At 68.0% G+C, this 22444-nt stretch carries 21 protein-coding genes, 1 tRNA gene and 1 pseudogene; 15 read left to right on the forward strand and 8 right to left on the reverse strand.

All coding sequences use genetic code 11. The annotated features are described in order from the left end of the window. The first annotated feature begins 11 nt into the window (after positions 1 to 11). The 3 genes from A5745_RS20195 (at position 12) to A5745_RS20205 (ending at position 1940) form a co-directional block, all read left to right on the forward strand. Positions 12 to 665, forward strand: a complete 654-nt coding sequence (locus A5745_RS20195; RefSeq protein WP_076057631.1) for a GNAT family N-acetyltransferase — start codon at positions 12 to 14, stop codon at positions 663 to 665. Positions 666 to 821: 156 nt separating this feature from the next. Continuing rightward, positions 822 to 1814 (forward strand): gephyrin-like molybdotransferase receptor GlpR, encoded by a 993-nt coding sequence (glpR, locus tag A5745_RS20200; protein WP_139329709.1) that lies wholly within the window; start codon positions 822 to 824, stop codon positions 1812 to 1814. 50 nt (positions 1815 to 1864) lie between these two features. After that, positions 1865 to 1940: transfer RNA gene (locus tag A5745_RS20205), tRNA-Ala, on the forward strand. Positions 1941 to 2005: 65 nt separating this feature from the next. Here the strand turns inward: A5745_RS20205 and A5745_RS25380 are convergent. Further along, positions 2006 to 2803, reverse strand: a pseudogene (locus A5745_RS25380) (DUF5131 family protein); the annotation flags it as partial. Positions 2804 to 2849: 46 nt separating this feature from the next. Between A5745_RS25380 and tcmP the strand changes: the two are divergent. The 6 genes from tcmP (at position 2850) to A5745_RS20240 (ending at position 8424) form a co-directional block, all read left to right on the forward strand. Then, positions 2850 to 3962, forward strand: coding sequence for a three-Cys-motif partner protein TcmP (tcmP, locus tag A5745_RS20215; protein ID WP_076118415.1), 1113 nt, complete (start codon positions 2850 to 2852; stop codon positions 3960 to 3962). Between the two features lie 414 nt (positions 3963 to 4376). After that, the gene (locus A5745_RS20220; protein WP_076118418.1) at positions 4377 to 5366 is read left to right on the forward strand and encodes a permease; all 990 of its coding nucleotides are present in this window, start codon (positions 4377 to 4379) and stop codon (positions 5364 to 5366) included. Next, positions 5363 to 6070, forward strand: a complete 708-nt coding sequence (locus A5745_RS20225) for a TIGR03943 family protein (RefSeq protein WP_076118420.1) — start codon at positions 5363 to 5365, stop codon at positions 6068 to 6070. Before A5745_RS20220 ends, A5745_RS20225 begins: the two co-directional genes overlap by 4 nt. Before the next feature lie 188 nt (positions 6071 to 6258). After that, entirely contained in the window at positions 6259 to 7275 is a 1017-nt protein-coding gene (locus tag A5745_RS20230) for a GHMP kinase (RefSeq protein WP_139329705.1), read from the forward strand. Beyond that, positions 7263 to 7880, forward strand: coding sequence for an SIS domain-containing protein (locus A5745_RS20235; protein WP_139329706.1), 618 nt, complete (start codon positions 7263 to 7265; stop codon positions 7878 to 7880). The genes A5745_RS20230 and A5745_RS20235 overlap by 13 nt, the downstream gene beginning before the upstream one ends. Before the next feature lie 13 nt (positions 7881 to 7893). Next, positions 7894 to 8424, forward strand: coding sequence for an HAD-IIIA family hydrolase (locus A5745_RS20240; protein WP_254848625.1), 531 nt, complete (start codon positions 7894 to 7896; stop codon positions 8422 to 8424). On the opposite strand, the gene A5745_RS20245 is transcribed toward A5745_RS20240, so the two are convergent. Next, positions 8411 to 9178: a WecB/TagA/CpsF family glycosyltransferase gene (locus A5745_RS20245; RefSeq protein ID WP_076118426.1), complete on the reverse strand. Its 768-nt coding sequence runs from the start codon at positions 9176 to 9178 to the stop codon at positions 8411 to 8413. The two genes, A5745_RS20240 and A5745_RS20245, sit on opposite strands and share 14 nt — an antisense overlap. Before the next feature lie 164 nt (positions 9179 to 9342). Between A5745_RS20245 and A5745_RS20250 the strand changes: the two genes are divergently transcribed. The 3 genes from A5745_RS20250 to A5745_RS20260 are packed head-to-tail and all read left to right on the forward strand — an operon-like array spanning position 9343 to position 11654. After that, positions 9343 to 10293: a GNAT family N-acetyltransferase gene (locus A5745_RS20250; protein WP_139329710.1), complete on the forward strand. Its 951-nt coding sequence runs from the start codon at positions 9343 to 9345 to the stop codon at positions 10291 to 10293. A 5-nt stretch (positions 10294 to 10298) separates the two neighbouring features. Then, positions 10299 to 10970: a DUF5642 family protein gene (locus A5745_RS20255; RefSeq protein ID WP_076118430.1), complete on the forward strand. Its 672-nt coding sequence runs from the start codon at positions 10299 to 10301 to the stop codon at positions 10968 to 10970. Between the two features lie 27 nt (positions 10971 to 10997). Then, positions 10998 to 11654, forward strand: coding sequence for a DUF5642 family protein (locus tag A5745_RS20260; RefSeq protein ID WP_076118432.1), 657 nt, complete (start codon positions 10998 to 11000; stop codon positions 11652 to 11654). Between the two features lie 7 nt (positions 11655 to 11661). On the opposite strand, the gene A5745_RS20265 is transcribed toward A5745_RS20260, so the two are convergent. Continuing rightward, on the reverse strand, positions 11662 to 12258 hold the full coding sequence (locus A5745_RS20265; RefSeq protein ID WP_217695295.1) for an alpha-ketoglutarate-dependent dioxygenase AlkB: 597 nt from the start codon (positions 12256 to 12258) through the stop codon (positions 11662 to 11664). 70 nt (positions 12259 to 12328) lie between these two features. On the opposite strand from A5745_RS20265, the gene arcA reads away from it, so the two are divergent. After that, complete coding sequence (arcA, locus tag A5745_RS20270) at positions 12329 to 13537, forward strand: arginine deiminase (RefSeq protein ID WP_076118436.1); 1209 nt, start codon at positions 12329 to 12331, stop codon at positions 13535 to 13537. A 45-nt stretch (positions 13538 to 13582) separates the two neighbouring features. Here the strand turns inward: arcA and A5745_RS20275 are convergent, their stop codons facing one another. Both A5745_RS20275 and A5745_RS20280 read right to left on the reverse strand, forming a co-directional pair. Further along, positions 13583 to 14440: a DUF559 domain-containing protein gene (locus A5745_RS20275; protein ID WP_076118438.1), complete on the reverse strand. Its 858-nt coding sequence runs from the start codon at positions 14438 to 14440 to the stop codon at positions 13583 to 13585. Positions 14441 to 14547: 107 nt separating this feature from the next. Beyond that, positions 14548 to 16116 (reverse strand): dolichyl-phosphate-mannose--protein mannosyltransferase, encoded by a 1569-nt coding sequence (locus tag A5745_RS20280; protein ID WP_076118441.1) that lies wholly within the window; start codon positions 16114 to 16116, stop codon positions 14548 to 14550. Positions 16117 to 16141: 25 nt separating this feature from the next. On the opposite strand from A5745_RS20280, the gene rsmI reads away from it, so the two are divergent. Further along, entirely contained in the window at positions 16142 to 16978 is an 837-nt protein-coding gene (gene rsmI, locus A5745_RS20285; RefSeq protein ID WP_076118442.1) for a 16S rRNA (cytidine(1402)-2'-O)-methyltransferase, read from the forward strand. Here rsmI and A5745_RS20290 read toward each other — a convergent pair. The 3 genes from A5745_RS20290 to A5745_RS20300 are packed head-to-tail and all read right to left on the reverse strand — an operon-like array spanning position 16945 to position 20345. Further along, on the reverse strand, positions 16945 to 18207 hold the full coding sequence (locus tag A5745_RS20290) for an aminodeoxychorismate synthase component I (RefSeq protein WP_076118444.1): 1263 nt from the start codon (positions 18205 to 18207) through the stop codon (positions 16945 to 16947). The two genes, rsmI and A5745_RS20290, sit on opposite strands and share 34 nt — an antisense overlap. Before the next feature lie 48 nt (positions 18208 to 18255). After that, a complete protein-coding gene (locus tag A5745_RS20295) occupies positions 18256 to 19161 on the reverse strand; it encodes an RNA polymerase sigma-70 factor (RefSeq protein ID WP_076118447.1) in 906 nt (301 codons plus the stop codon). Next, positions 19158 to 20345: an NAD(P)/FAD-dependent oxidoreductase gene (locus A5745_RS20300; protein ID WP_076118449.1), complete on the reverse strand. Its 1188-nt coding sequence runs from the start codon at positions 20343 to 20345 to the stop codon at positions 19158 to 19160. Before A5745_RS20300 ends, A5745_RS20295 begins: the two co-directional genes overlap by 4 nt. A 227-nt stretch (positions 20346 to 20572) precedes the next feature. On the opposite strand from A5745_RS20300, the gene A5745_RS20305 reads away from it, so the two are divergent. Then, positions 20573 to 22438: a bifunctional diguanylate cyclase/phosphodiesterase gene (locus A5745_RS20305; protein ID WP_076118451.1), complete on the forward strand. Its 1866-nt coding sequence runs from the start codon at positions 20573 to 20575 to the stop codon at positions 22436 to 22438. Positions 22439 to 22444 lie beyond the last annotated feature (6 nt).

Consider the following 22444-nt stretch of genomic DNA (forward strand, 5'->3'; position numbering starts at 1 on the left):
TGCGCCCGCCCGTGAACCTGTTGCGCACCAATGCCCGGCATCCCGGTTGGCCCTTGGACGTTGGGCCGCTGCGGGTAGCCGCGGGCGTGGTCCGCTTGCGCGCGGTGCGGATGCGCGACGGCGTGCAGTGGAGCCGCATCCGGTTGGCTGACCGCGCGCACCTGGAGCCGTGGGAGCCCAGCGCGGACGGCGATTGGGCGACCCGGCATGCGGTGTCGGCGTGGCCCGCACTGTGTTCGGGCCTGCGCTCGGAGGCGCGCAAGGGGCGCATGCTGCCGTACGTGATCGAGCTCGACGGGCGGTTCTGCGGACAGCTGACCATCGGCAACGTCACGCACGGCGCGCTGCGCTCGGCGTGGATCGGCTACTGGGTACCGCGATCGGCGACCGGCGGCGGGGTGGCCACCGCGGCGTTGGCGCTGGGTCTCGACCACTGCTTCGGTCCCGTCATGCTGCATCGCGTGGAGGCCACCGTGCGTCCGGAGAACGCCGCGAGCCGGGCCGTGCTGGCCAAGGTCGGGTTCCGGGAAGAGGGTTTGCTGCGCCGCTACCTGGAGGTGGACCGCGCGTGGCGCGACCACTTGCTGATGGCGATCACCATCGAAGAGGTGTACGGGTCGGTGGCCTCCACCCTGGTCCGCTCGGGGCACGCGAGTTGGACGTAACCGGCCGCTCGTAGCTGTGGCTAGCGCGACACGAGTGACGTTTGGTGCTTGTAGGGGGCAAATTACAGGTGTGTAATTGTGCTGGTCGCTGTGACCCGGCCGCGCAGGCCGCCGATGAGCCTCGCGGGGGATCCAGGCCAGAAGGAGCAGGTCATCATGCCAAGCATCCCGCAATCGTTGTTGTGGATCTCGCTCGTGGTGCTGTGGCTGTTCGTTTTGGTTCCGATGCTCATCAGCAAACGCGACGCTGTGCGCCGCACCAGCGACGTCGCGTTGGCGACGCGGGTGCTCAACGGCGCCGGATCCCGTCTGCTCAAGCGCGCTGGTCCGGCCGCGGGTCACCGCAGCGACCCCGATTGGAAGCCGGAGGAAGACGTCGCTGACGAGGACTTCGCCGACGACGAGGACGCGGAGACTGAAGAGTTCCCGGATGCACGCCCGGTTGTCATGAAGGTCGAGCTCGCCGAGGAGGCCGAGCCCGACTACCTGGATGTCGACGTCATCGAGGATTCGGGTGCCCTTCCGGCCGGCGCCAGCGCTGCCGACGAGTCCGATCCCGTCGACGAGACCGACGCCGAGGATGAAGAGGCCGACGACGACGAGCAGGACGACCGGTATGAATACGTCGACGACTCTTCTGGATTGGAGCCGGAAGAGGATCCCGAAGACGACGCGGAAGCGCGGGCGGCCGTCGCATCCCCGGGCTTACGGCGGCAGCGTCGATACGACTCCAAGACCGCCGCAGCGGTCAGCGCCCGCAAATACGCCTTCCGCAAGCGCGTGCTGATGGTGATGGCCGTCGTGTTGGTCGGCTCGGCGACCGCCGCATTCAAGGTGTCGCCGACCGCATGGTGGGTGTGCGGCAGCGCCACCGCGGTGACGGTGCTCTACCTCGGCTATCTGCGCCGGCAAACCCGCATCGAGGAGAAGGTGCGTCGGCGCCGGATGCAGCGGATGGCCCGCGCGCGGCTGGGCGTGGAAAACGCATACGAGCGTGAGTACGACGTGGTGCCCTCGCGGTTGCGGCGCCCGGGTGCCGTGGTGCTGGAGATCGACGACGAGGACCCGATCTTCGAGCACCTCGACTACGCGATGCCCATGCGCAACTACGGGTGGCCCAGGGACTTGCCGCGGGCCGTCGGCGAGTAGTCCCTGGCGATGCTGGTGCTGCTCCGGAACTGGTAGCCTGCTAGCGATCAGGGGCTATGGCGCAGTTGGTAGCGCGACTCGTTCGCATCGAGTAGGTCAGGGGTTCGAATCCCCTTAGCTCCACCAAATTTCAGCCGGTCAGAGGCACTTTCCGAAGTTACGCGGGGGATGACGCTGTACGGGATCGAGTCCCAGGTACGCCCGTCCAGCTCGCGACCGCCTGACTTCGCACGGATACCGCCCCATTGCTTGAAGAAGAAGGCAACACCGGCACGCTCGCACTGGTCCCGCAGGCTGCGAATCCACTTCGCATCGACCGGCCGGTAGTTAGGTCCTGACTCTCCTCCTGCGATCAGCCAATCGATGCCTGTGAGGTCGAGATCGACCGGGCCGATGAGCGGTTCCGCCGAAATGAACCGGACGGCTGACGCCACTTTGCGTAGTTCATCGACTCGCCACGCCTCAGACTGGTCCTCTACGGAGACACCCATCCAGATGTTGCTCGTCCATGGCAATCTGTCGGCCATCCTTGCGAGGCGCTTCGGTCGCTTCGTGAGTAGTTGGTAGGTGTGCTGCGGCGTCTCGACCATGACGTCGAAGACCCGCTTGATGAAGGCATCGGGCACTCGCGCATGCCACAGGTCGGACATGCTGTTGACGAAGACGGTTCTTGGGCTGTGCCACCGGCGTGGCAGGTTTAGGGCATCCTCGTGCATTTGCACCCCGAAGCCCGGCCCGCTCGTTCGCGGGTCTCCATCAAGCTGGTACTTCGGATTACCCATCGCCTTCAACCGCTTGGAGAGGGTCAAAGCGTAGCAATTGTCGCAACCGGCGCTGATGCGGTCGCACCCGGTTGTGGGGTTCCACGTGGCCTCGGTCCACTCAATCGAACTCTTGTCAGCCACGCTTTGAGGGTACGGCGGCGCTCCGACAATCTGATGCCGCGGGCATAGCTCGTAGAGGCGTGTCGGGCGCGGGCCGGAGATCATCCGGACTAGCGTTCCTGCGGAACCGAACACTGAAAGCCGGTGCAGGATGTCGCCCAAGCCGAAGAAGGCCTTCGAACTTCGTGAATGCCCTCCGCACACTGCCGCGAAGCATGCACTCCTACGCCGCTACCTGGGCGCTTGGTTTCCAATCATTGCGCGGTGGAATAAGCGGGTCGTTTACTACGACGCCTTCGCCGGCCCAGGCGAGTACCTCGGCGGCTCGCCGGGGTCGCCGGTCATCGCGCTGCAGACGCTGATTGAGCACGCGGCGTTCACGACGATGAGCGCCACCGAGTTCGTGTTCCTGTTCAACGAACAAGACGAGGGCTGTGCTAACCATCTTGGAGAGCAGCTTGCGGCGCTCCAGGCTGCACATCAACCATGGCCAGCGAACGTCAAGATCGACATCAACAACTCAAGCTTTATCGATCTGACTACCGAAATCCTCGATGACATCGACAAGAGGGAGGCCAAGCTCGCTCCGATCTTCGCCTTCGTCGATCCGGTCGGGGTCAAGGCCACGCCGATGGCGATCTTGAAGCGTCTGACGGACTTTCCGAAAGCGGAGATGTTGGTCTACTTCGCCAACGAGGCGAGCGTGCGCTGGTCGGGCAGTGGTCAGATTGACAAAGCGCTCGAGGACCTATTCGGGACAGACGAGTTCAAGGGCGTCGCCACGCTCGCCCCCGGAGAGAGCGCCAATTTCGTCCACGACCTCTACAAGCAGCGACTTCACGACGAGTGCAACTTTCCGTACATCCAGAGCTTCACGATGTACGACGACCGCGGCAAACGTGTATACGACCTCTTCTACTGCACCCGAGAACCGATCGGCATGAGCCGGATGAAGGAATCGATGTGGAAGGTCGCCCCGAGCGGGGACTACACCTTCCGGGATCGATTTGCCAACCAGGAAGTGATCTTCTCTGAGCTTGTCGACACCGAGCCGCTGCGCAGGCACCTCATGGAGTTCTTCCGTGGTCAAGCCGTCACCATCGAAACGGTGATGGCGCACGTGATCGTCGCGACGCCGTACCTTGAAACTCACGTGAAGACGAAGACGCTCAAGCCGATGCAAGTTGCGGGCCAGATCTCAAGCCCGAATCAGAAGCGGCCAGGCATATTTCCCAAGGGGACAATTATCCAGTTCCCGGCCTAACGTCTGGTGCGCGAGCAGCGCCTAGGCGTCTCGTCGCTGACGTGTCATGGCTCGGTGCGTGTCCTCGACGCTCACGAGACCAGCCGGCACTTCGGACGCTGGCAAGGTAGAAAGCCATCGGACGCCACAGCCGCTCGTACACGGTCGCGACAAACGGGCTGTTCATCGCGCGCTGCGCAAGTGGGAACCGGAGAACTCGTCGATTCCCCCAACACTTCGAGAAAGCCGTGCCGCGGCACGGCGGTCTCGTCGAGGAGGCCACGGGTCAACTCGACCGGATCCTGGCTCATTTGTTCCGACGCTAGTGGGCGGTGTCGCCACGTCGGCAGCCCGGGTGCGGCGAAGCCGCGCGCCCAGTGATAATCATTTTCATTCCATGACTTACATCGTGATCCTTACGCCCGGGTGGACCCGATGAGCGCCGCGCGCGTCCTGCGCGTCGGGTCCATGGAAATCCTGGTCGTCGGTTTGGTCGCGTTCGCGATCGCCGGGACGTGGCTGCGCGCCAACGTCGCGCGCAGCGACACGTTGGCCACCGCGAGCACGGTGTTCTGCGGAGTCTTCGTCCAGGCCCTGCCCTTCCTGGGCTTGGGGGTTCTGGTCAGTGGATTGATCGCGGTGTTCCTGCCACCCGAACGGCTGGTGCGATGGCTACCCCGCCGTCCCGCGTCGGCGGTCGTCGCCGCCGGCCTGGCCGGGGCCGCGCTGCCCGGATGCGAGTGCGGGTCGGTTCCGGTGGCGCGGCGCCTGTTCGGCGACGGGGGCGCGGCGGGAGCGGCGGCGCTGACGTTCATGCTCGCCGCCCCGGCCATCAATCCGGTCGTGGTGGTCGCGACGGCCGTCGCCTTTCCCGGTCAGCCGAAAATGGTCATCGCTCGCGTGGGCGCGTCACTGCTGACCGCCCTCGTGATGGGGTTGATGTGGTCACGCTGGGGTCGCACCGAGTGGATCACCCGCCGGCTGCCACCGAACGCCATGCACATATCGGGATCCAGGTGGCAGCAATTCAGCGAGGTGGCCCGGCAGGACTTCCTGCAGGGAGCGGCCTACCTGGTCATCGGGGCGGCCGCCGCCGCGGCGCTACACGTGGCGGTGCCTCCACGGGTCTTCGAGCATGTGGGTGCGCACTTGATCCTCGGCGTCATCGTGATGGCGGCGTTGGCGGTGGCGCTCGCGGTGTGCTCGGAGGCCGACGCGTTCGTGGCCTCCAGCCTGACGATGGTTCCCCTGGTGCCGCGGCTGGTGTTCCTGGTGGTGGGCCCGGCCATCGACGTCAAGCTGCTCGCGATGCAGTCCGGCATGTTCGGCCGGCCGTTCGCCGCCCGGTTCGCCCCCGCCACGCTGGTGGTCGCCGTCGCCGCGGCGACCCTCGTCGGCGTGCTGCTGCTCGGCTCATCGGCATGAGGCGCGAAACCGAGAACACCGTCCTGCTGCTGGTGGGGCTGAGCATCGGGATGATCACGCTCACCGGCGCGTTCACTCGCTACGTCAAGCCGTCGCTGCTGCCCTGGCTGGCGCTCACCGCCGTCCTCACCATCGGGTTCGCGCTCGCGGCGATCGTCGGCGACATCAGGCGTGGCGGGCCCGCGCACGACGCGGACGGGCATTCCCACCGCACCGGCGTGGTGTGGCTGCTCGTCGTGCCCATCGTCGTCCTGATCTTCGTCACGCCCCCGCCGTTGCGGCCGCAAGCCGCCACCCGGGTGACGAACGTGTCCAATGACGTTCTGCGCCATGGGTTTCCGCCGCTACCAGCCGGACGGGCCCCCGAGGTCTCGCTGCCCGACGTGGTGATGCGCGCGGCCAACGACAGCTCGGGTTCGTTGACCAATCGGCTGATCACGGTGACCGGTTTTGTCCTCAACGAACCGGGCGGCGTCGACCTCGCCCGCATCGTCATCATCTGCTGCGCCGCCGACGCCCAACTCGCGCGGATCCATCTGCGCGCCCACGACGGCGGCGCCGCCACAAAGTTCCCCGACAACACCTGGTTGCGGGTCGAGGGCGAGGTGACCCCCGCGGTTCGGCAGCCGCACACGCCGCCGATCCCGACGTTGCGGGCCGTCACGATCACGCCGGTGAACCCCCCGGCAAACCAGTACGCCTGAGGGCCCGAGTCCGGCAAAAGCGCAACGCACCTGCGGGTTCGTTGATACTCTGTGCCGGTTCCTTCGTGGCAAACCGGTGTTTTGGCACGCCGGCATGAACTGTTCGTGAGGTGGTTGTGATGAACGCGTACCTCATGGACAGTGATTCGCAGCAACCGCTGAGCGAACCGCGTCGAAAGAGAATGTCCGTGGCAGGTCCTCGAATCCGCGCCCGCGCGCCGTTGCGGATCTCGTTCGCCGGAGGCGGCACCGACGTGCCACCGTTCCCGGCGACCGAAGGCGGCTGCGTCCTGTCGGCGACGATCGACCGCTACGCGCAGGGATCCCTGACCCCGCGCACCGATCGTGTCGTGACCGTCGAGTCGGTGGACTTCAAGACCACCACCGAGATGAGCCTCGACAGCGAGATCCTCTACGACGGCAGCCTCGATCTGATCAAGGCGGCGGTGCGGCGGTTTGGCCGCGACGGCACGGACGGCTACGACATGGTGCTGCGGTCGAGCGCTCCGCCGGGCTCGGGGCTGGGCTCCTCGTCGACGATGATGGTGGCGCTCACCGGCATGCTCGCCGAGCACTACGGGGTCCCCATGGGCGAATACGAAACCGCCCAACTGGCCTGCGCCATCGAACGCGAAGACCTGGGCATCACCGGCGGCATGCAGGACATGTACGCCGCGACGTTCGGCGGATTCAACTTCATCGAGTTCACCGATCGGGTGATCGTCAACCCGTTGCGCGTCCGCGACGAAATCGCCTACGAGCTCGAGATGAGCCTGCTGCTGTGCTTCACCGGCATCACGCGCGACTCAGCACGAGTGATCGACGACCAAACGCGCCGCGCCACAACGGGTGCCGATGACACGCTCGCGGGGCTACGCGCCCAGAAGGAACTCGCCGTCGCCATGAAGGCCGCGCTGCTGACGGGCAAGCTCACCGATTTCGGCGCGCTGCTGGGCGAAGCGTGGACCCAGAAGAAACGCATGTCGCCCTACATCACAAACGAGCGCATCGACGAGCTCTACGACCTCGCCCTGAAAAACGGCGCGCTCGGCGGCAAGATCACCGGCGCGGGCGGTGGCGGCTACATCCTGCTGTTCTGCGACTTCGCGAAAAAGCATCGGCTGATCGAAACCCTCGAGTCCGCCGGGGCCACCATCACCGAATTCGCCTTCGAGAGCAAGGGATTGACCACATGGCTGGCATGAGCATGTCGGACGTCGTCCCACCCAGCGCGGCGACAGTCCACGAGAGATTGGCCGACACGATCGCGGTCAAGCGCCAGATGCTGGACGGAGATTTCGCCGCGCAGACCGTCGAGGTGGCGCGGGCCATGATCGATTCCCTGCGCTCCGGCGGCAAGGTGATCTTCTTCGGCAACGGCGGGTCGGCGCAAGACGCCGGCCATCTGGCCGCAGAACTCATGGGCCGCTTCGCTTTTGACCGCCCCGGCCTTGCCGCCCTCAGCCTCCCCGACGCCACGGCGGCGATGACGGCGATCGGCAACGACTACTCCTACGACGAGGTCTTCACCCGCCAGGTGCTCGCCGCCGGTCGCCCGGGAGATGTGGTCGTCGGGCTCAGCACCTCGGGCAACTCACCGAACGTCGTTCGCGCGCTCGAGGCGGCCGGCCAGGCCGAGATGACGACCGTGGTGCTCACCGGCGCGCGGGGCGGGAAGGTGGCCGGCCTTGCCGACATCTGTATCCGGGTACCGAGCGACGACACCGGGCGGATCCAGGAGGCGTGCCTGCACTTGGGTCACACGATTTGCGAAATGGTTGAGGCGGCACTGTTTTCGCGACCCGCATGAGGCCGTCCTGACGATGGACTTGCGGCACGTGCGCACCGTCTTCCTGGATCGGGACGGGACGATCAACGTCAAGGCCGCCGAGGGCGAATACATTCGATCGCCGGCAGAATTGGTGCTGCTGCCCGGCGCGGCCAAGGCGCTGGCCGCACTCAACGCGGCGGGTATACGTACCGTCCTGGTGACCAACCAGCGTTGGCTCTCCGAGCCGTCCGCTGACCCAGCACATTTCGACGCCATCCAGAGTCGTCTGCAAGAACTCCTAGCGGCCGAAGGCGCGCGGCTCGACGCCGCCTATCATTGCCCGCACGCGGCGGATAGCTGCGACTGCCGAAAGCCACTGGGCGGCATGTTGTTCCGCGCGGCACGGGAACACGATTTCGACCTGGCCGAGTCGGTGATGATCGGCGACAGCGACGCCGACGTGCTGGCCGGCCGGGCGGCCGGCGCGGCCACCGTCCTGCTCCGCCCCGGCGGCGGGGAAGCCGCGAACGCCGACGCCGTGGTCGACGACCTCGCCGCGGCCGTACGGCTCATCCTCGCCTAAAACGTTGGGCCGCAGACCGAGTCACCAGGGCGAGCGCGAACGGCAGATCGTCGCGCAGATACCTGCCCGCCAGCCGCCGCGGCTCCTGCAGCAACCTGTGCAACCACTCGAAGCCCAGGCGCTGCATCACCGGAGAGGCGCGACGGACCACTCCCGCGGCCATCGAGATGCCCCCGCCGCAGGCCAGGCACCACGCATTGGGCAGTTCCTGCCGCAGTTGTTCGATGAGGCGCTCCTGCCTGGGAAAGCCCAAGCCGACAAACACCAGATCGGGTGCGGCCGCCGCGACGGCGGAGATCGCCTCCCGCGCTCCGCTCTCGGTCCGGTCGAAGCCGAACTCCGGTGACTGCGTGCCCGCGATGCGCAAGCGGGCGAATCGCGCGGCGAGCGCGTCGGCCGCCTTCTGCGGCACCCCGTCGGCGCCGCCGAACAGGTAGACCGACTTTCCGTCGGCGGCCGCCGCCCCGCAGAGCGCGGATATCAGTGACGACCCCGCGACCCGCTCGGGCAGCTTTTCACCCTTCATCCGCGCCGCCCACACCAGCGGCATCCCGTCGGCGACGACAAGCGACGCCCTCGCGATGAGGTCAGCGAGCGCGCCGTCTCGGCTGGCCGCCCGGGCCACGTCGACATTCACCGGGACGATCGAGCCGCCCTGGTCCGCGGCCCAGGACTTGCGCACGACGTCGACGACCTCATGTTCGGTCAGCGCATCGAACCAGAGATCGCCCACCTGGATCCTGGTTGGCCGCATGTTTTCCGATTCTCGCCGCAACCCCGCCGAAATTTCGCGGAACTGGGCACATTGTTGCTGCGCCAGCGGCAAACGCCCTAACCTGTAGCGGGCCGCAATTCGTTGATCGGCGGGATGTTGCAGTGGCCGGATTGACCGGTGCGCGAGTCGAAGAACTCGCGACGATGGACGTCTTCGAGGGATGCCCCGCCGAGGACTTAGCGCCGCTGGCCGCGACCCTTCAGCCGCTGCGCGCCGCGGCGGGCCAGGTGCTGATGCGGCAAGGGGAGCAGGCGGTTTCGTTCCTGCTGATCTCGTCGGGCACCGCCGAAATCAAGCACGTCGGTTACGACGGCACGGTGGCCGTCGGGGAGGCATCCGCGGGCACGATCATCGGGGAGATCGCCCTGCTGCGCGACATCCCGCGGATCGCGACGGTCACCACGGCCGAACCGCTAACCGGCTGGATCGGTGACAACGACGCGTTCACCCGGATGCTGCACATCCCCGGAGTGATGCCGCGGCTGCTGCGCACCGTCCGCCAGCGCCTTGCCGCGTTCATCACCCCGATCCCGGTGCGCGTCCGCGACGGCAGCGACCTACTGTTGCGCCCGGTGCTGCCCGGCGACGACGAGCGCACGGTTCACGGCCATATCCAATTCTCCAGCGAGACGCTGTATCGCCGGTTCATGACGGCCCGGCTGCCCAGTCCGGCGTTGATGCACTACCTGGCCGAGGTCGACTACGTCGACCACTTCGTCTGGGTGATGACCGACGGCAGCGACCCGGTGGCCGACGCGCGGTTCGTCCGCGACGAGACCGACCCCACGATCGCAGAGATCGCGTTCACGGTCGCCGACGCCTACCAGGGCCGGGGGATCGGTAGCTTCCTGATCGGTGCGCTGTCCATCGCCGCCCGCGTCGACGGCGTCGAAAGGTTCTCCGCGCGAATGCTTTCCGACAACTTGCCGATGCGCACCATCATGGACCGCTACGGTGCGGTCTGGCAGCGCGAAGACGTCGGTGTCATCACCACCGTCATCGATGTGCCGCGCCGGCGCGACCTGCACCTCAAGCGTGAGATGGCCGACCAGATCGAGCGCATTGCTCGCCAGGTGATCGAGGCGGTCGGCTAAAGCGCATGCGGCCGTTGTGGATTGGCGTGGCGCTCATCCTGCTGGTGAGCGGGTGCGCCCATTCACACTCACCCAAACCGCCGGCCTCACCCTCGTCGTCGGCGCACGGCGTCGCCGTCAACCCCGCCAACATCAAGCGGGTGGTGCGCGAGCTGCCGCCCAACTACGAGGTGACCACCACCATCCCCGGTGCGGCCTCACCGAACGTGATCTGGGGCCTCGGAGCCGATGCGGCGGCCAAGCCGGCGCGGTGCGCGGCACTCGCCGACCCGGGCAACGGGCACGGCGGATCCGCGCAAGGGTTGTCCGCGTCGGGGGCGGGCGGGATCGTCGACACGGTTGTCGTTGCATTGCCCGGCCCGGTGGACCTCGACCACAACCTGGTCGCGGCGTGCGGCCAGTGGACCATGACTTCCGGACACACCACGGTCGGTGTTCACCTCACCGACGCACCGCACATCGACGGCGCCGAGACGGTCGGCATGGTGGCCGATATCAAGGCGTCCGTCGAGGCGGGCACCGAAATCGATTCGCGCGCATACACATTCACCGCGTACCTGGGCGGCTACTACGCGTTCACCACGCTGATCACCGACCCCGGGTCGGCGTTGCCGGCGCTGCCACCCCAATTCGCCGCCGATCTTCTGGTCAAAACGGTGTCCACGTTACGCAGCTGAGCAACGGGGTTGGGTAGATTGGCCACGATGTTCAAGGTGGTGTCGGCGATCGCATCCGTCTGCGTGCTCGCCGGCTGCTCATCGGGTTCGGATGCCGCCTCGACGAGGGCCGACATCGCCAAGGTCTCCGGGGTGAAGTCGAGCTTCGGGCCGGAGTTCAAGGTCGCCGATATCAGCGAAAGGGCAATCGATCCCAAGTTCCTGTCCGCCCGCAAGCTGCCCGACGGCCTGAGTTTCGATCCCCCCAACTGCGCGAAAACCGCGCTTGGCCCGGCCATGCCCCCGGACTTGCAGGGCAATATGGCCGCGGTGTCCGCCGAGGGCAACGGCGACCGCTACGTCGTCATCGCGGTGGAAACCTCCAAGCCGGTGCCGGTCGAGGATCCGGCGAAGGACTGCACCAGGGTGGCGTTTTCCGGGGGCCAGGTGCGCGGCGGCCTCGAGGTGATCGACGCCCCGCACATCGACGGGACGCACACGTTCGGGGTGCACCGCGTGTTGCAGGCGCTCGTCGGAAACACGGCCCACACCGGCGAGTTGTACGACTACTCGGCCCAATTCGGCGCCTACCAGGTGATCGTCATCGCCAATCCGCTTGTGGTGCCCGACCAGCCGGTCGCGAAAGTGGACACGCAGCGTGCCCGCGACCTGCTGGTCAAGGCGGTGGCCGCGGTTCGCAGCTGACTCGGCCCTAGCGGACGTCGCGGGGGCGGAACTGGATGCTGACGCGCGGACCGGTTGGCGCCGCCGTCTTCGGCACCGAGTGTTCCCAGGTGCGTTGGCATGATCCGCCCATCACCAGCAGGTCGCCGTGCGCCTGCGGCAGCCGCAGCGACGGGCCGCCACCCCGGCGGCGCATCGCGAAAGTGCGTGTGGCGCCGAGGCTGACGATGGCCACCATGGTGTCTTCCGAGCTGCTTCGGCCGATGGTGTCGCCGTGCCAGGCGACGCTGTCGGAGCCGTCGCGATAGCAGCACAACCCCACCGTGTTGAAGGGCTCGCCGAGCTCGCCGGCGTAGATGTCGTTGAGCCGTCGGCGCAGCCGCGCCAGGCGAGGGTGGGGAGGGTCTTCGACCGCGAGGTCGTGAAAACTCACCAGCCGCGGGACGTCGACCATGCGGTCGTACATGTGGCGGCGTTCGGCCCGCCACGGCACGGTGGACAGCAACGCGGTGAGCAGGTCGTCGGCATCGGTCAGCCAGCCGGCGCGCAGCTCGATGAACGCGCCGTCGCCGAGTTGTCTGCGCTCGGTGTGTTGGAACAGCGAGCCCTGGACCGTGACGCTCACGGGCGCCAGTCTATCGCACATCCGTTCGATCGAGAGGAGAGCGGCCCGGCGACCGGCTACCGTTTTAACCGTGGGTGTTGAGCTGAGCACCGAGTCCGAAGTGGGCACGCTACGCGTCGCCATCCTGCACCGTCCCGGCGCCGAGTTGGGGCGACTCAATCCGCGCAACAGCGACCAGCTGCTGTTCGACGGGTTGCCGTGGGTCGCTCGCGCGCAGGAGGAGCACGATCAGTTCGCCGAGCTGCTGCGGTCGCGCGGGGTGGAGGTGTTGCTGCTGTCCGACCTGCTGACCGAGGCGCTCAACCACAGCGGGGCCGCCCGGATGCAGGGGGTTGCCGCCGCGGTCGATGCGCGCCGGCTCGGTGCGCCTCTGGCGCAAGAGCTTTCGGCCTATCTGCGCGGGCTTGACCCGGTCCGCCTCGCGAATGTCCTCATGGCGGGCATGACGTTCAACGAACTCCCGCCGGACACCCGCACCGACGTGTCGTTGGTGCTTCGGATGCACCACGGCGCGGACTTCGTCATCGAGCCCTTGCCGAACCTGGTGTTCACGCGGGATTCGTCGATCTGGATCGGGCCGCGGGTCGTGATCCCGACGCTGGCGCTGCGGGCCCGCGTTCGCGAGGCGTCGCTGACGGACCTCATCTACGCGCACCACCCGCGGTTCACCGGCGTGCGGCGCGCCTACGAGTCGCGCACCGCCCCGGTCGAGGGCGGCGACGTGCTGTTGCTCGCGCCCGGTGTGCTCGCCGTCGGGGTCGGCGAACGCACCACCCCGGCGGGCGCGGAAGCGTTGGCGCGCAGCCTATTTGACGACGACCTCGCGAACACCGTGCTGGCCGTGCCGATCGCTCAGAAACGCGCGCAGATGCACCTGGACACGGTGTGCACGATGGTCGACACCGACACCGTGGTGATGTATGCCAACGTCGTCGACACGCTCTCGGCCTTCACCATCCAGCGCACGCCCGACGGCGTCACCATCAGCGACGAAACGCCGTTCCTGGAAGCCGCCGCCAAGGCGATGGAGATCGACAAGCTGCGCGTCATCGATACCGGTCTCGATCCCGTCATCGCCGAACGCGAACAGTGGGACGACGGCAACAACACGTTGGCTCTGACGCCCGGGGTCGTCGTCGCCTACGAACGCAACATGCAGACCAACAGCCGCCTGCAGGACGCCGGCATTGAAGTGCTGACCATCGCGGGCTCGGAATTGGGTACCGGCCGCGGCGGCCCCCGCTGCATGTGCTGCCCCGTCGCCCGCGACCCGGTGTAGCCTTTCGCGCCGAGATTGCCGTCATGGTCGCGATCGGCGTGCGAATCACAGCCCTCCCGGCAATCTCGGCGCAGAACGGCGCGCCAGCGCGTCGCGCGCCCGCTGCACGATGACGTTGGGCCGGTCCTCGTTGATCACCCTGATCACGTGCCAGCCGAGGCGACTGACCATCTCAGCTCGCCGGATGTCCTTCACGTATTGCCTTCGATCGGTTCGGTGTTGGTCCCCGTCGTATTCGATTGCGACCATCGGCCCCTCCCATCCCATGTCGAGGTACGCGACGAGCTGTCCATCGGTGACGCGAATCTGCGTGACGGGCTGGGGTAGGCCGGCGTCGATGAGGACCATTCGCAACCAGCTTTCCTTCGGGGACTGTGCCCCGCCGTCCATTAACGCGAGAGGTACCTGGCATCGGCGCACACCGCGTGCCCCCTTATGCCGAACTATTAAAGGGGCCACGTCTGCCGCGGTGACGCCGGTCGCCGCCGACAGCGCGTCGAGGTGGGCGACCGCGACGGCGGGCGGCAGATGCCTGGCCAGATCGAACGCCGTGCGCGCAAGACCAGTCACAGGGAGGCCGTCCAGTTCGACGACGTCCTCACCGCCGATGCGTTCGCGGCGAACAATCGTGCCGGGAGGTGGATGGTTGAACGGTCCGACAATCTCTATAGGGGTGAAATCGTCGATCCACTTGGCTCCGTGGAGCGCAGCGGCGGCACGGCCGGCGATGATGCCGCGCCGTCCCGACCACAGCCACGCCGCTTGGGCGTTGTCCCGCAACGACCTGACCCCATTTTTCGGCAGGTACACGTTGCGATGGATTCGCCGGTAGTTCCAGCGCAGTTGGCCGCGGGTCAGCGCGCCGCAGGCGACTGCCTCCGTCCCGCGAAATACCCCCGCCACGCGCTCATGATGCTTGCGGTGACCGACAACCCGCCGAGATTGCCGTCATGGTCGCGATCGGCCCCGCGAGCACAGCCCTCACGGCAATCTCGGCGCAGAAACCCGAACTACCGCCAGCTGGGCAGCCAGATCTCCATGTCCCAGGTCTGTTGCGAGATGGGCAGACCGGTAAGCACCGGGAACAGCCAGGCGAAGTTGGTCACCACTAACGCGACGTAGCAGCACACCGCGATCAGGCCCAGCGTCCGTCGCTCGGAGCTTTGACCACGCGCGTAGAGGATGTCCCCACATATCAGGGCGATCCCCATCACCAGGAACGGCGCCATGGTCGCCGCGTAGAAGAAGTACATCTGCCGGTCGATGTCGGCGAACCAGGGCAGCCATCCCGCGCAATAGCCCACCAAGACCACGGCGTAGCGCCAGTCCCGCCGGATCACCGATCGCCAAAGGGCATAGATCAGCACCGGCACCGCCAGCCACCACATCGCGGGAGTGCCGACCAGCATCTCGGCCTTCACACACGATTGCGCCCCGCAACCAGCCACGTTCTGCTGGTCGATGGCATAGAGCACCGGCCGCAACGACATCGGCCAGCTCCACGGTTTGGATTCCCACGGGTGGTAGTTGCCGGCCGAATTCGTCAGGCCCGCATGGAATTGGAAGGCCTTGGCGGTGTAGTGCCACAGGGAGCGGATGGCGTCGGGCAGCGGAATTACGGAGTGGGGGCCGATCGTCTGGCCGACCTCGTGCCGGTCGATCGCGGTCTCCGAGGCGAACCACGGTGCATAGCTGGCCAGGTAGACCGCGAACGGGATGAACGCCAGCGCATACGCGGTGGGGATGAGGTCACGCCGGAAAACCCCCAGCCAGGGCCGGGTCACCTGGTATTGCCGGCGCGCCGCCACGTCGAACGCCAACGACATCGCGCCGAAGAACAGCACGAAGTAAAGGCCGGACCACTTTGTCCCGCAAGCCAATCCGAGAAGAATCCCCGCGAGGAAGCGCCACCAGCGCACACCCAGCCGCGGGCCCCACACCGTTTCGCTGGCGCGGCCCTCCAGCAGGGCCACATGCATTCGTTGCCGCACCTGATCACGGTCGACGATCAGCGCGCCGAACGCTGCAACCACGAAGAACGTGAGCAAGCCGTCGAGCAGCGCGGTCCGCGAGGCGACGAAGCTGACGCCGTCGCAGATGAGCAGCACGCCGGCGATGGCGCCCACCAACGTCGATCGGCTGATCCGCCGCACGATCCGCAGCACCAGCGTCACCATCACCACGCCGAGCAGCGCGCCGGTGAACCGCCAGCCCAACCCGTTGTAGCCGAAGATCGCCTCGCCGAACGCGATCAGCTGCTTGCCGACCGGCGGATGCACCACCAGCCCGAAGCCGGGATTGTCTTCCACCCCGTGGTTGTGCAGCACCTGCCAGGCCTGCGGCGCGTAGTGCTTCTCGTCGAAGATCGGGGTGCCCGAATCGGTCGGTGAGCCCAGGTTGAGGAATCGGGTCACCGTCGCGAGCAGCGTGATCACGCCCGTGACCACCCAGCCGCGGATGTGGTCGGTGGGCCCGAAATCGGCGACCGGGATTAGCGGGCCCGGGCTGACGACCGGCACGACGCGCTCCCCGACGGCATCCTCCACTGTCACGGAGGTTTCGCGGGCCGGAGCGGACATCGGTGTCGATCGTAGGCTGTCCGTCATGACCTACGGTCGCCTGTTGCTCGGTGCGACCCCGTTGGGCCAGCCGTCGGACGCCTCGCCGCGGCTGATCGACGCGTTCGCGAGCGCCGACGTGGTGGCGGCCGAGGACACGCGGCGGGTGCGCACCCTGGCCAAAAACCTCGGCGTCGCCATCACCGGCCGGGTGGTCAGCCTGTTCGACCAGGTCGAGGCCGCGCGGGTGCCCGCGCTGGTCGACGCGGTCAAGGCCGGGGCGACGGTGCTGGTGGTCAGCGACGCCGGGATGCCGGTGATCAGCGATCCCGGCTATCGGCTGGTCGCCGCGTGCGTCGACGCGGGGGTGCCGGTGACGTGTCTGCCCGGACCGTCCGCGGTGACCACGGCGCTGGCCGTATCCGGTTTGCCGTCGGAGAAGTTCTGCTTCGAGGGCTTCGCCCCGCGCAAGAGCTCGGCCCGCAAAACTTGGCTCAAGGGATTGGCCGACGAGCGGCGCACCATCGTGTTCTTCGAATCGCCGCGCCGGCTGGCGGCGTGCCTGCGCGACGCCGTCGAGGAGCTCGGCGGTGAACGCGCGGCGGCGGTCTGCCGGGAGCTGACCAAGGTGCACGAGGAAGTGGTGCGCGGATCGCTCGCCGAGCTGGCGACGTGGGCGGCCGACGGCGTGCTCGGCGAGATCACCGTCGTCCTTGCCGGCGGCGTCCCGCGCGCCGACCTGCCGTCGTTGGTGGCGGACGTGGAGCGGCTCGTCGCGGGGGGTGCCCGCGTCAAGGACGCGTGCGGCGAGGTGGCCGCGGCGCATCCGGGAGTGCGTTCGCGCCAGCTCTACGACGCGGTCTTGCGGTCACGCCGCGAGTGAGTCGGGGATGTGAGCCCGACTCCAGCCGCCTTGTGCAGACATTCTTCCCATTCGGCGTCGGGGTCCGAGTCGGCGGTGATCCCGCCGCCCACGCCGAGCACCGCGCCGCCCGCCGCGTCGAACTCGACGGTGCGGATCGCGACGTTGAGCTCACACCCGGCGATTGGCGATGCCAAACCGACTGTGCCGCAATATATTCCGCGGCGGCGCCGCTCCCATTGCGAAATCAATTGGCGGGCACGGTGTTTGGGGGTACCGGTGACCGAGGCGGGCGGGAAGGCGGCGTCCAGCAGCGCCGTCGTCGGCAGCTCCGTGCGCACCCGGGCCGCCACCGTGGACACCAGGTGCCACACGCCGGGCGCACGACGCACCACCAGCAGCTCGGGCACGGTCACCGTGCCGGTGATCGCCACCCGGCCAAGGTCGTTGCGGACCAGGTCCACGATCATGATGTTCTCGGCGACCTCTTTGGCCGAGGCCCGCAACTCCGACGGCCAGGCATCCAGCGGCAGGGTCCCCTTGATCGGGCTGGACGTCACGACGCAACCACGGCGCCGCAGGAAAAGCTCCGGAGACAACGACGCCACCGCGCCCCACGGCCCGGCGACGTAGGCCGCCCTCGCTGGAGCGGTACGCGCGACGCCGTCGACGAAGAAATCCAGCGGCGCCCCGGTGACGCGTCCGGTGAACTGCGTGCACACGCACGCCTGGTAGACCTCGCCGGCGCGGATCGCCTCCAGGCAGGCGAGCACGCCGCCGCGGTGCTCCGCCCGGTCGGCCGCATCCCAGTCGATCCGCCATTCGCGTCCGGGCGCCGGTGTCGCGGCCAGTGCCGCCGCCAGCCACTCCGGCATCGGCGCCCCGGAAAGACTTTCGTACCACCACTGCCCGTCCCGGTCGCGGCGCAGCACGCAGTCGGTCCACCCCCCGGCGGCCTCCGGGATCCGGTTCGGACGCCCATCGGCGCCGGCGTCGGGATAGGACAGGTAGCCGACCCAGCCGCCGCCCACGGCCGCGGAATCCGGCGTCCGCGCGCCCAACCCGACCGCGAACGCGTCGTAGGCATCGACTTGTTGCGCCGACACGCTCGGTGCGATGACGGCCTGCGCGCCGAACCAGTCGCCGGTCAGCGCGGCCGGCGGCGGCAAACCGAGCCGTCCGGTGGCGTCGCCGACGGCGCGCAGCACGCGGGGCGCGTCGCCAAGGTCGCCGAGGTGGTCGATTCGCACCGATCTAGCTTGACAGAACGACGGACAGCCGCACCCCGCAGCGGGGGTTCAGGCGCGGCTGATGTCGCGGGCCGTCGCCAGCGCGGCCAGCTTGTCGGGGTTGCGCATCACGTAGAAGTTGGTGATCTTGTCGCCGGCGATCTCCAGCGTGATCACCATCTCGAGGTGTTCGTCCTGGTAGACCAGAACCGCCGGGGCGCTGTTGCAGGTCACCATCTCGATGCGCACCGCGGCCCACAATTTGCTCATCTTGCGCATCAGCCCGGCGATGGCCCTGGCCACCCGTTCGGCACCGACCACCGGCCGCCGCGCGGCGGACACCTTGCCCCCGCTGTCGGCCATCCAGGTCGCATCCGGGGCGAGCATTGCGATCAGCGCCTCCACGTCGCCGTTGGCCGCGGTCGCCAGGAACTGCGCGGTGATCTCCGCGTTGCGGTGCGCGTCCACCGTGTCGAAGCGCTTGCGCCGCGCCCGCACGTGCTCGCGGGCCCGGTGCGCCACCTGCCGCACGGTCGGCGCGGGCTTGCCGACCGCCTCGGCGATGTCGGCGTAGTCGAACCCGAACACCTCACGCAGCACGAACACGGCCCGTTCGTCGGGGCTCAGCGTTTCCAGTAGCACCAGCATCGCCATCGAAACCGATTCCGCCAGAACGACATCGGCCGACGGGTCCTGGTCGTCGGTGAGCAGCGGCTCGGGCAGCCACGGCCCCACGTACTCCTCGCGGCGACGCGCGCCCGCCCGCAGCGCGTTGAGCGCCTGACGGGTGACCAGCTGGGCCAGGTAGGACTTGGTATCGCGCACGGTCGCGAGGTCGACGTCGGCCCACCGCAGATAGCTGTCCTGCAACACGTCGTCGGCCTCGGTCGCCGAGCCCAGGATTTCGTAGGCGATGGTGAACAACAACGGCCGCAGCAGCGTGAACCGTTCGGCGTGCTCACCGGGGGCGATCATGGCAGCGGGACCCGCTCGTCGGCCTGCAGCCGCGCTGCGCGGTTGCCGCCCTTGAGCCAGTAGTACGAGCCGGGCTTGGCGGCCTCGCGGCGGATAGCCCACAGCGTGCCCTTGCAGATCGCCTCCTTGAGGGACGCCGCGGTCCGGCCGGCCAGCACCGCGTTCACCGGGGTGTCGTCGGTGCGTGCGAGCTGGAAGGTGGCGTGGGCGCGGCCGAGGCTGACGCACTGGCCGACGAACGCCTGGTTGAGCGCCGCGGGCGTCCGCCCGGCGATGCGGCTGAGCACGGTGTCGGCGGCCTGGGCGCCCAACGGCCCGGCGGCCTGGCAGCTCATCCGCAGCGGCTGACCCGACGGCGCGGCGGCGTCACCGGCGGCGACGATGCGATCGTCGTCGACGCTGGTCAGCGTCTCGTCGGTGAGCAGCCGGCCGATCGCGTCGGTGCTCAGGCCGCTGCGCGCGGCCAGATCCGGCACGGCGAACCCGGCCGTCCACACCGTCGCGGCGCTGGGCAGCACGGCGCCGTCGCTCAGCACCACCGCGTCCCAACGGACCTGGGTCGCGGCGACGAACTCCAGGACGTTCACGCCGAGCTTGCGCAGTCGCTTGGCCACCGAACGCCGACCCCGCTCGCTCAGCGACGGTCCGAGCGCCCCACCGCAGACCAGGGTCACCGGGCGCCCCCGCGCGCCCAGCTCGGAAGCCGTCTCGATGCCGGTCAATCCGGCGCCGATCACGGTGACCGGGGCGTCCGGCGGCAGGTCGGCGAGGGCGTAACGCAGCCGCTGCGCGCTTTCCAGGTCGGCGATGGCGTAGGCGAATTCGGCGGCGCCGGGCACCGTCGATGGCATTGCGCCGGTACTGCCGACGGCATAGATCAGGTAGTCGTAGGTCAGCTCGGCGCCCGAGGCGAGCAGCACCCGCCGGTCGGCGAACGCGATGCGGTCGACGGTGTCGACGACCAGGCGGATGGAGTCGCCCAGCAGCTCGCCGAACTCTGCCGTCGCGGCGCCGGTGTCGGCGACCAACTGGTGCAAGCGAATCCGTTCGACGAAGACGGGACGGGAGTTGACCAGGGTGATATCGACGTCCGGACGCTGCCGCAGCCGGTTGGCGGCCACGGTTCCGGCGTACCCGCCGCCGACGACGACGACATGGGTTCTTGGGGCGGCGACCTCGCTCATTTCTGTCTCCTATTCTCACGGGACGCGTGCCCTTGAGACACCGCGGCCGGTCCGGGTGTGACAGATCGGGCCGGACTGTGAGCTGTTTCACTCGCCGGATCGAACCGAAAACTCCAGGTACAGGCCCATCGCAAGCCCCGCTCGGTCGGTGCGGCCCGTGTTACGCTTCGCGATACTGATTGGGCCAGCCGCCCAGACGGGACATTTGCCCGACGTCGGAGGAGCCCGTGCCGCGCAGTCTCGATCTCGTCGTCACTTCCGTAGCCACCCAGCTGATGCAGGCCACGAGTTCCACCGCGACTCAAATCAGCGAACAGATACTCGCGCAGCTCGTCGAGCAGTTCGACATGGACAGCAGTTTCCTGCGCCACCACGACCAGGACGTCCGGGCCTCGGTCCTGGTGGCGGAATGGCCGCCGCGCACCGACGTTCCGCACCCGGATCCGATGGCCGTTGTCCACTTCACCAGCGCCGACCCGGTGCTCGCGGAATGCGAGCGCAGCAGGAAACCGGTGGTGATACCGGACGATCAGAGCGGCCATTCCCTGCACCGCTGGCTCGGCGGAGCCAAGGGACGCCCCTCGCCCTCGGTGGCGGCGGCCCCGCTCGTCTCGGGCGATGCGGTCACCGGCGTGCTCGGCTTCGTCAAATACGGCAGCCGGAAGTGGAGGCCGGAGGAGCTCAACACGCTCGAGGCCGTCGCCGCCCTCTTTGCGCAGCTTCAGGCCCGCATCGCGGCGGAAGAAAAGCTGCGCTACCTCGCCGAGCACGACGACCTGACCGGCCTGTACAACCGCCGGGCGCTGGTGGCGCATCTGTCGGAGAGGCTGGCCGCGGGCAGTCCGGGGCCCGTCGCGGTCCTGTATTTCGACCTCGACCGGTTGAAGCCGATCAACGACTACCTGGGCCACGCCGCGGGCGACTGGTTCATCAAGGTCTTCGCGCAACGCATCCGGGTATGCGCGGGAAGTCAGAGCTTGATCGCCCGGTTGGGCGGCGACGAGTTCGTCGTCATCCCCGACCAGCCGATGTCGACCGGAACCGCGGAGTCGTTCGCGCGTCGCATCGGCGCGATGCTGCACGAACGCATGGCCGTCGGGGGATACATGATCACCCGCACGGTCAGCATCGGGCTGGCGGTGGGCATGCCGGGCCGCGATAACAGCGCCGACCTGCTGCGCCGCGCCGACGAGGCCGTGCTGACCGCCAAGCGCGCGGGCGGTAACCAGGTCGCGGTGTCGACGGATGACATGTCGCTGAAAAGCGCCTTCCGCAACGACATCGAGCTACACCTGCGCGGGGACATCGACAGCGAGGCGCTGCTGCTGCACTACCTGCCCGAGGTCGACCTGTGGACGGGGGCCATCGTGGCCGCCGAGGCGCTGGTCCGCTGGCGCCACCCGATCTGGGGGTTGCTGCTGCCGGACTCGTTCATCGGGGTGGCAGAGACGACGAATCTCGCGGCCGAGCTGGGCCAGTGGGTAATGCGAAGCGCCTGCGCGGAATTCAGCCGCTGGCGCGCCAACGGTGTCGGGCAGAGCGCCGTGCTGCGCATCAACGTGTCACCCGTTCAACTGATCACCCGCGGTTTCGTCCGCAGCGTCGCCGACACCATCGAGGAGTTCGGCATCGACGGCGGATCGCTCTGCCTGGAGATCACCGAGCGGGCCGTGGTGCACGACATCGAGACCACTCGCAAGACGCTGACGCAGCTCAAGGAGGTCGGGGTCCAGATCGCCATCGACGACTTCGGGACCGGGTATGCCGTTCTCTCGCACCTGAAGTCCCTGCCGGTCGACATCCTCAAGATCGATACCGCGTTCGTCCGCGAGTTGGGCACCAACGCCGGTGACCTCGCCATCGTTCGGGCGATCATCGGGCTGGCCGAGGCCTTCGGCCTGCAGGTCGTCGCCGAGGGAGTCGAGACACCCGCCGCCGCACTGACATTGATGCAGCACGGATGCCACCGCGCCCAGGGATTCTTGTTGTCGCGGCCCGTGCCGGGTGACGCGGTGGAAGCGTTGCTGTCCGCGCGCTGGTTGCCGATGCCGTTCCTCGCCGACCGCGATTCGTTGTCGTTGGGCGTGATCTGACATTCC

The sequence above is a fragment of the Mycobacterium sp. IS-2888 genome (assembly GCF_001954215.1).
Lineage (GTDB): Bacteria > Actinomycetota > Actinomycetes > Mycobacteriales > Mycobacteriaceae > Mycobacterium.

Excerpts from the sequence above, each read along its gene's own strand:
- glpR (WP_139329709.1), top strand. The coding sequence starts at position 822 with ATGCCAAGCATCCCGCAATCGTTGTTGTGGATCTCGCTCGTGGTGCTG.
- tcmP (WP_076118415.1), top strand. The coding sequence starts at position 2,850 with ATGTCGCCCAAGCCGAAGAAGGCCTTCGAACTTCGTGAATGCCCTCCG.
- A5745_RS20220 (WP_076118418.1), top strand. The coding sequence starts at position 4,377 with ATGAGCGCCGCGCGCGTCCTGCGCGTCGGGTCCATGGAAATCCTGGTC.
- A5745_RS20225 (WP_076118420.1), top strand. The coding sequence starts at position 5,363 with ATGAGGCGCGAAACCGAGAACACCGTCCTGCTGCTGGTGGGGCTGAGC.
- A5745_RS20235 (WP_139329706.1), top strand. The coding sequence starts at position 7,263 with ATGGCTGGCATGAGCATGTCGGACGTCGTCCCACCCAGCGCGGCGACA.
- A5745_RS20240 (WP_254848625.1), top strand. The coding sequence starts at position 7,894 with ATGGACTTGCGGCACGTGCGCACCGTCTTCCTGGATCGGGACGGGACG.
- A5745_RS20245 (WP_076118426.1), bottom strand. The coding sequence starts at position 9,178 with ATGCGGCCAACCAGGATCCAGGTGGGCGATCTCTGGTTCGATGCGCTG.
- A5745_RS20250 (WP_139329710.1), top strand. The coding sequence starts at position 9,343 with ATGGACGTCTTCGAGGGATGCCCCGCCGAGGACTTAGCGCCGCTGGCC.
- A5745_RS20255 (WP_076118430.1), top strand. The coding sequence starts at position 10,299 with ATGCGGCCGTTGTGGATTGGCGTGGCGCTCATCCTGCTGGTGAGCGGG.
- A5745_RS20260 (WP_076118432.1), top strand. The coding sequence starts at position 10,998 with ATGTTCAAGGTGGTGTCGGCGATCGCATCCGTCTGCGTGCTCGCCGGC.
- A5745_RS20280 (WP_076118441.1), bottom strand. The coding sequence starts at position 16,116 with ATGTCCGCTCCGGCCCGCGAAACCTCCGTGACAGTGGAGGATGCCGTC.
- rsmI (WP_076118442.1), top strand. The coding sequence starts at position 16,142 with ATGACCTACGGTCGCCTGTTGCTCGGTGCGACCCCGTTGGGCCAGCCG.
- A5745_RS20295 (WP_076118447.1), bottom strand. The coding sequence starts at position 19,161 with ATGATCGCCCCCGGTGAGCACGCCGAACGGTTCACGCTGCTGCGGCCG.
- A5745_RS20300 (WP_076118449.1), bottom strand. The coding sequence starts at position 20,345 with ATGAGCGAGGTCGCCGCCCCAAGAACCCATGTCGTCGTCGTCGGCGGC.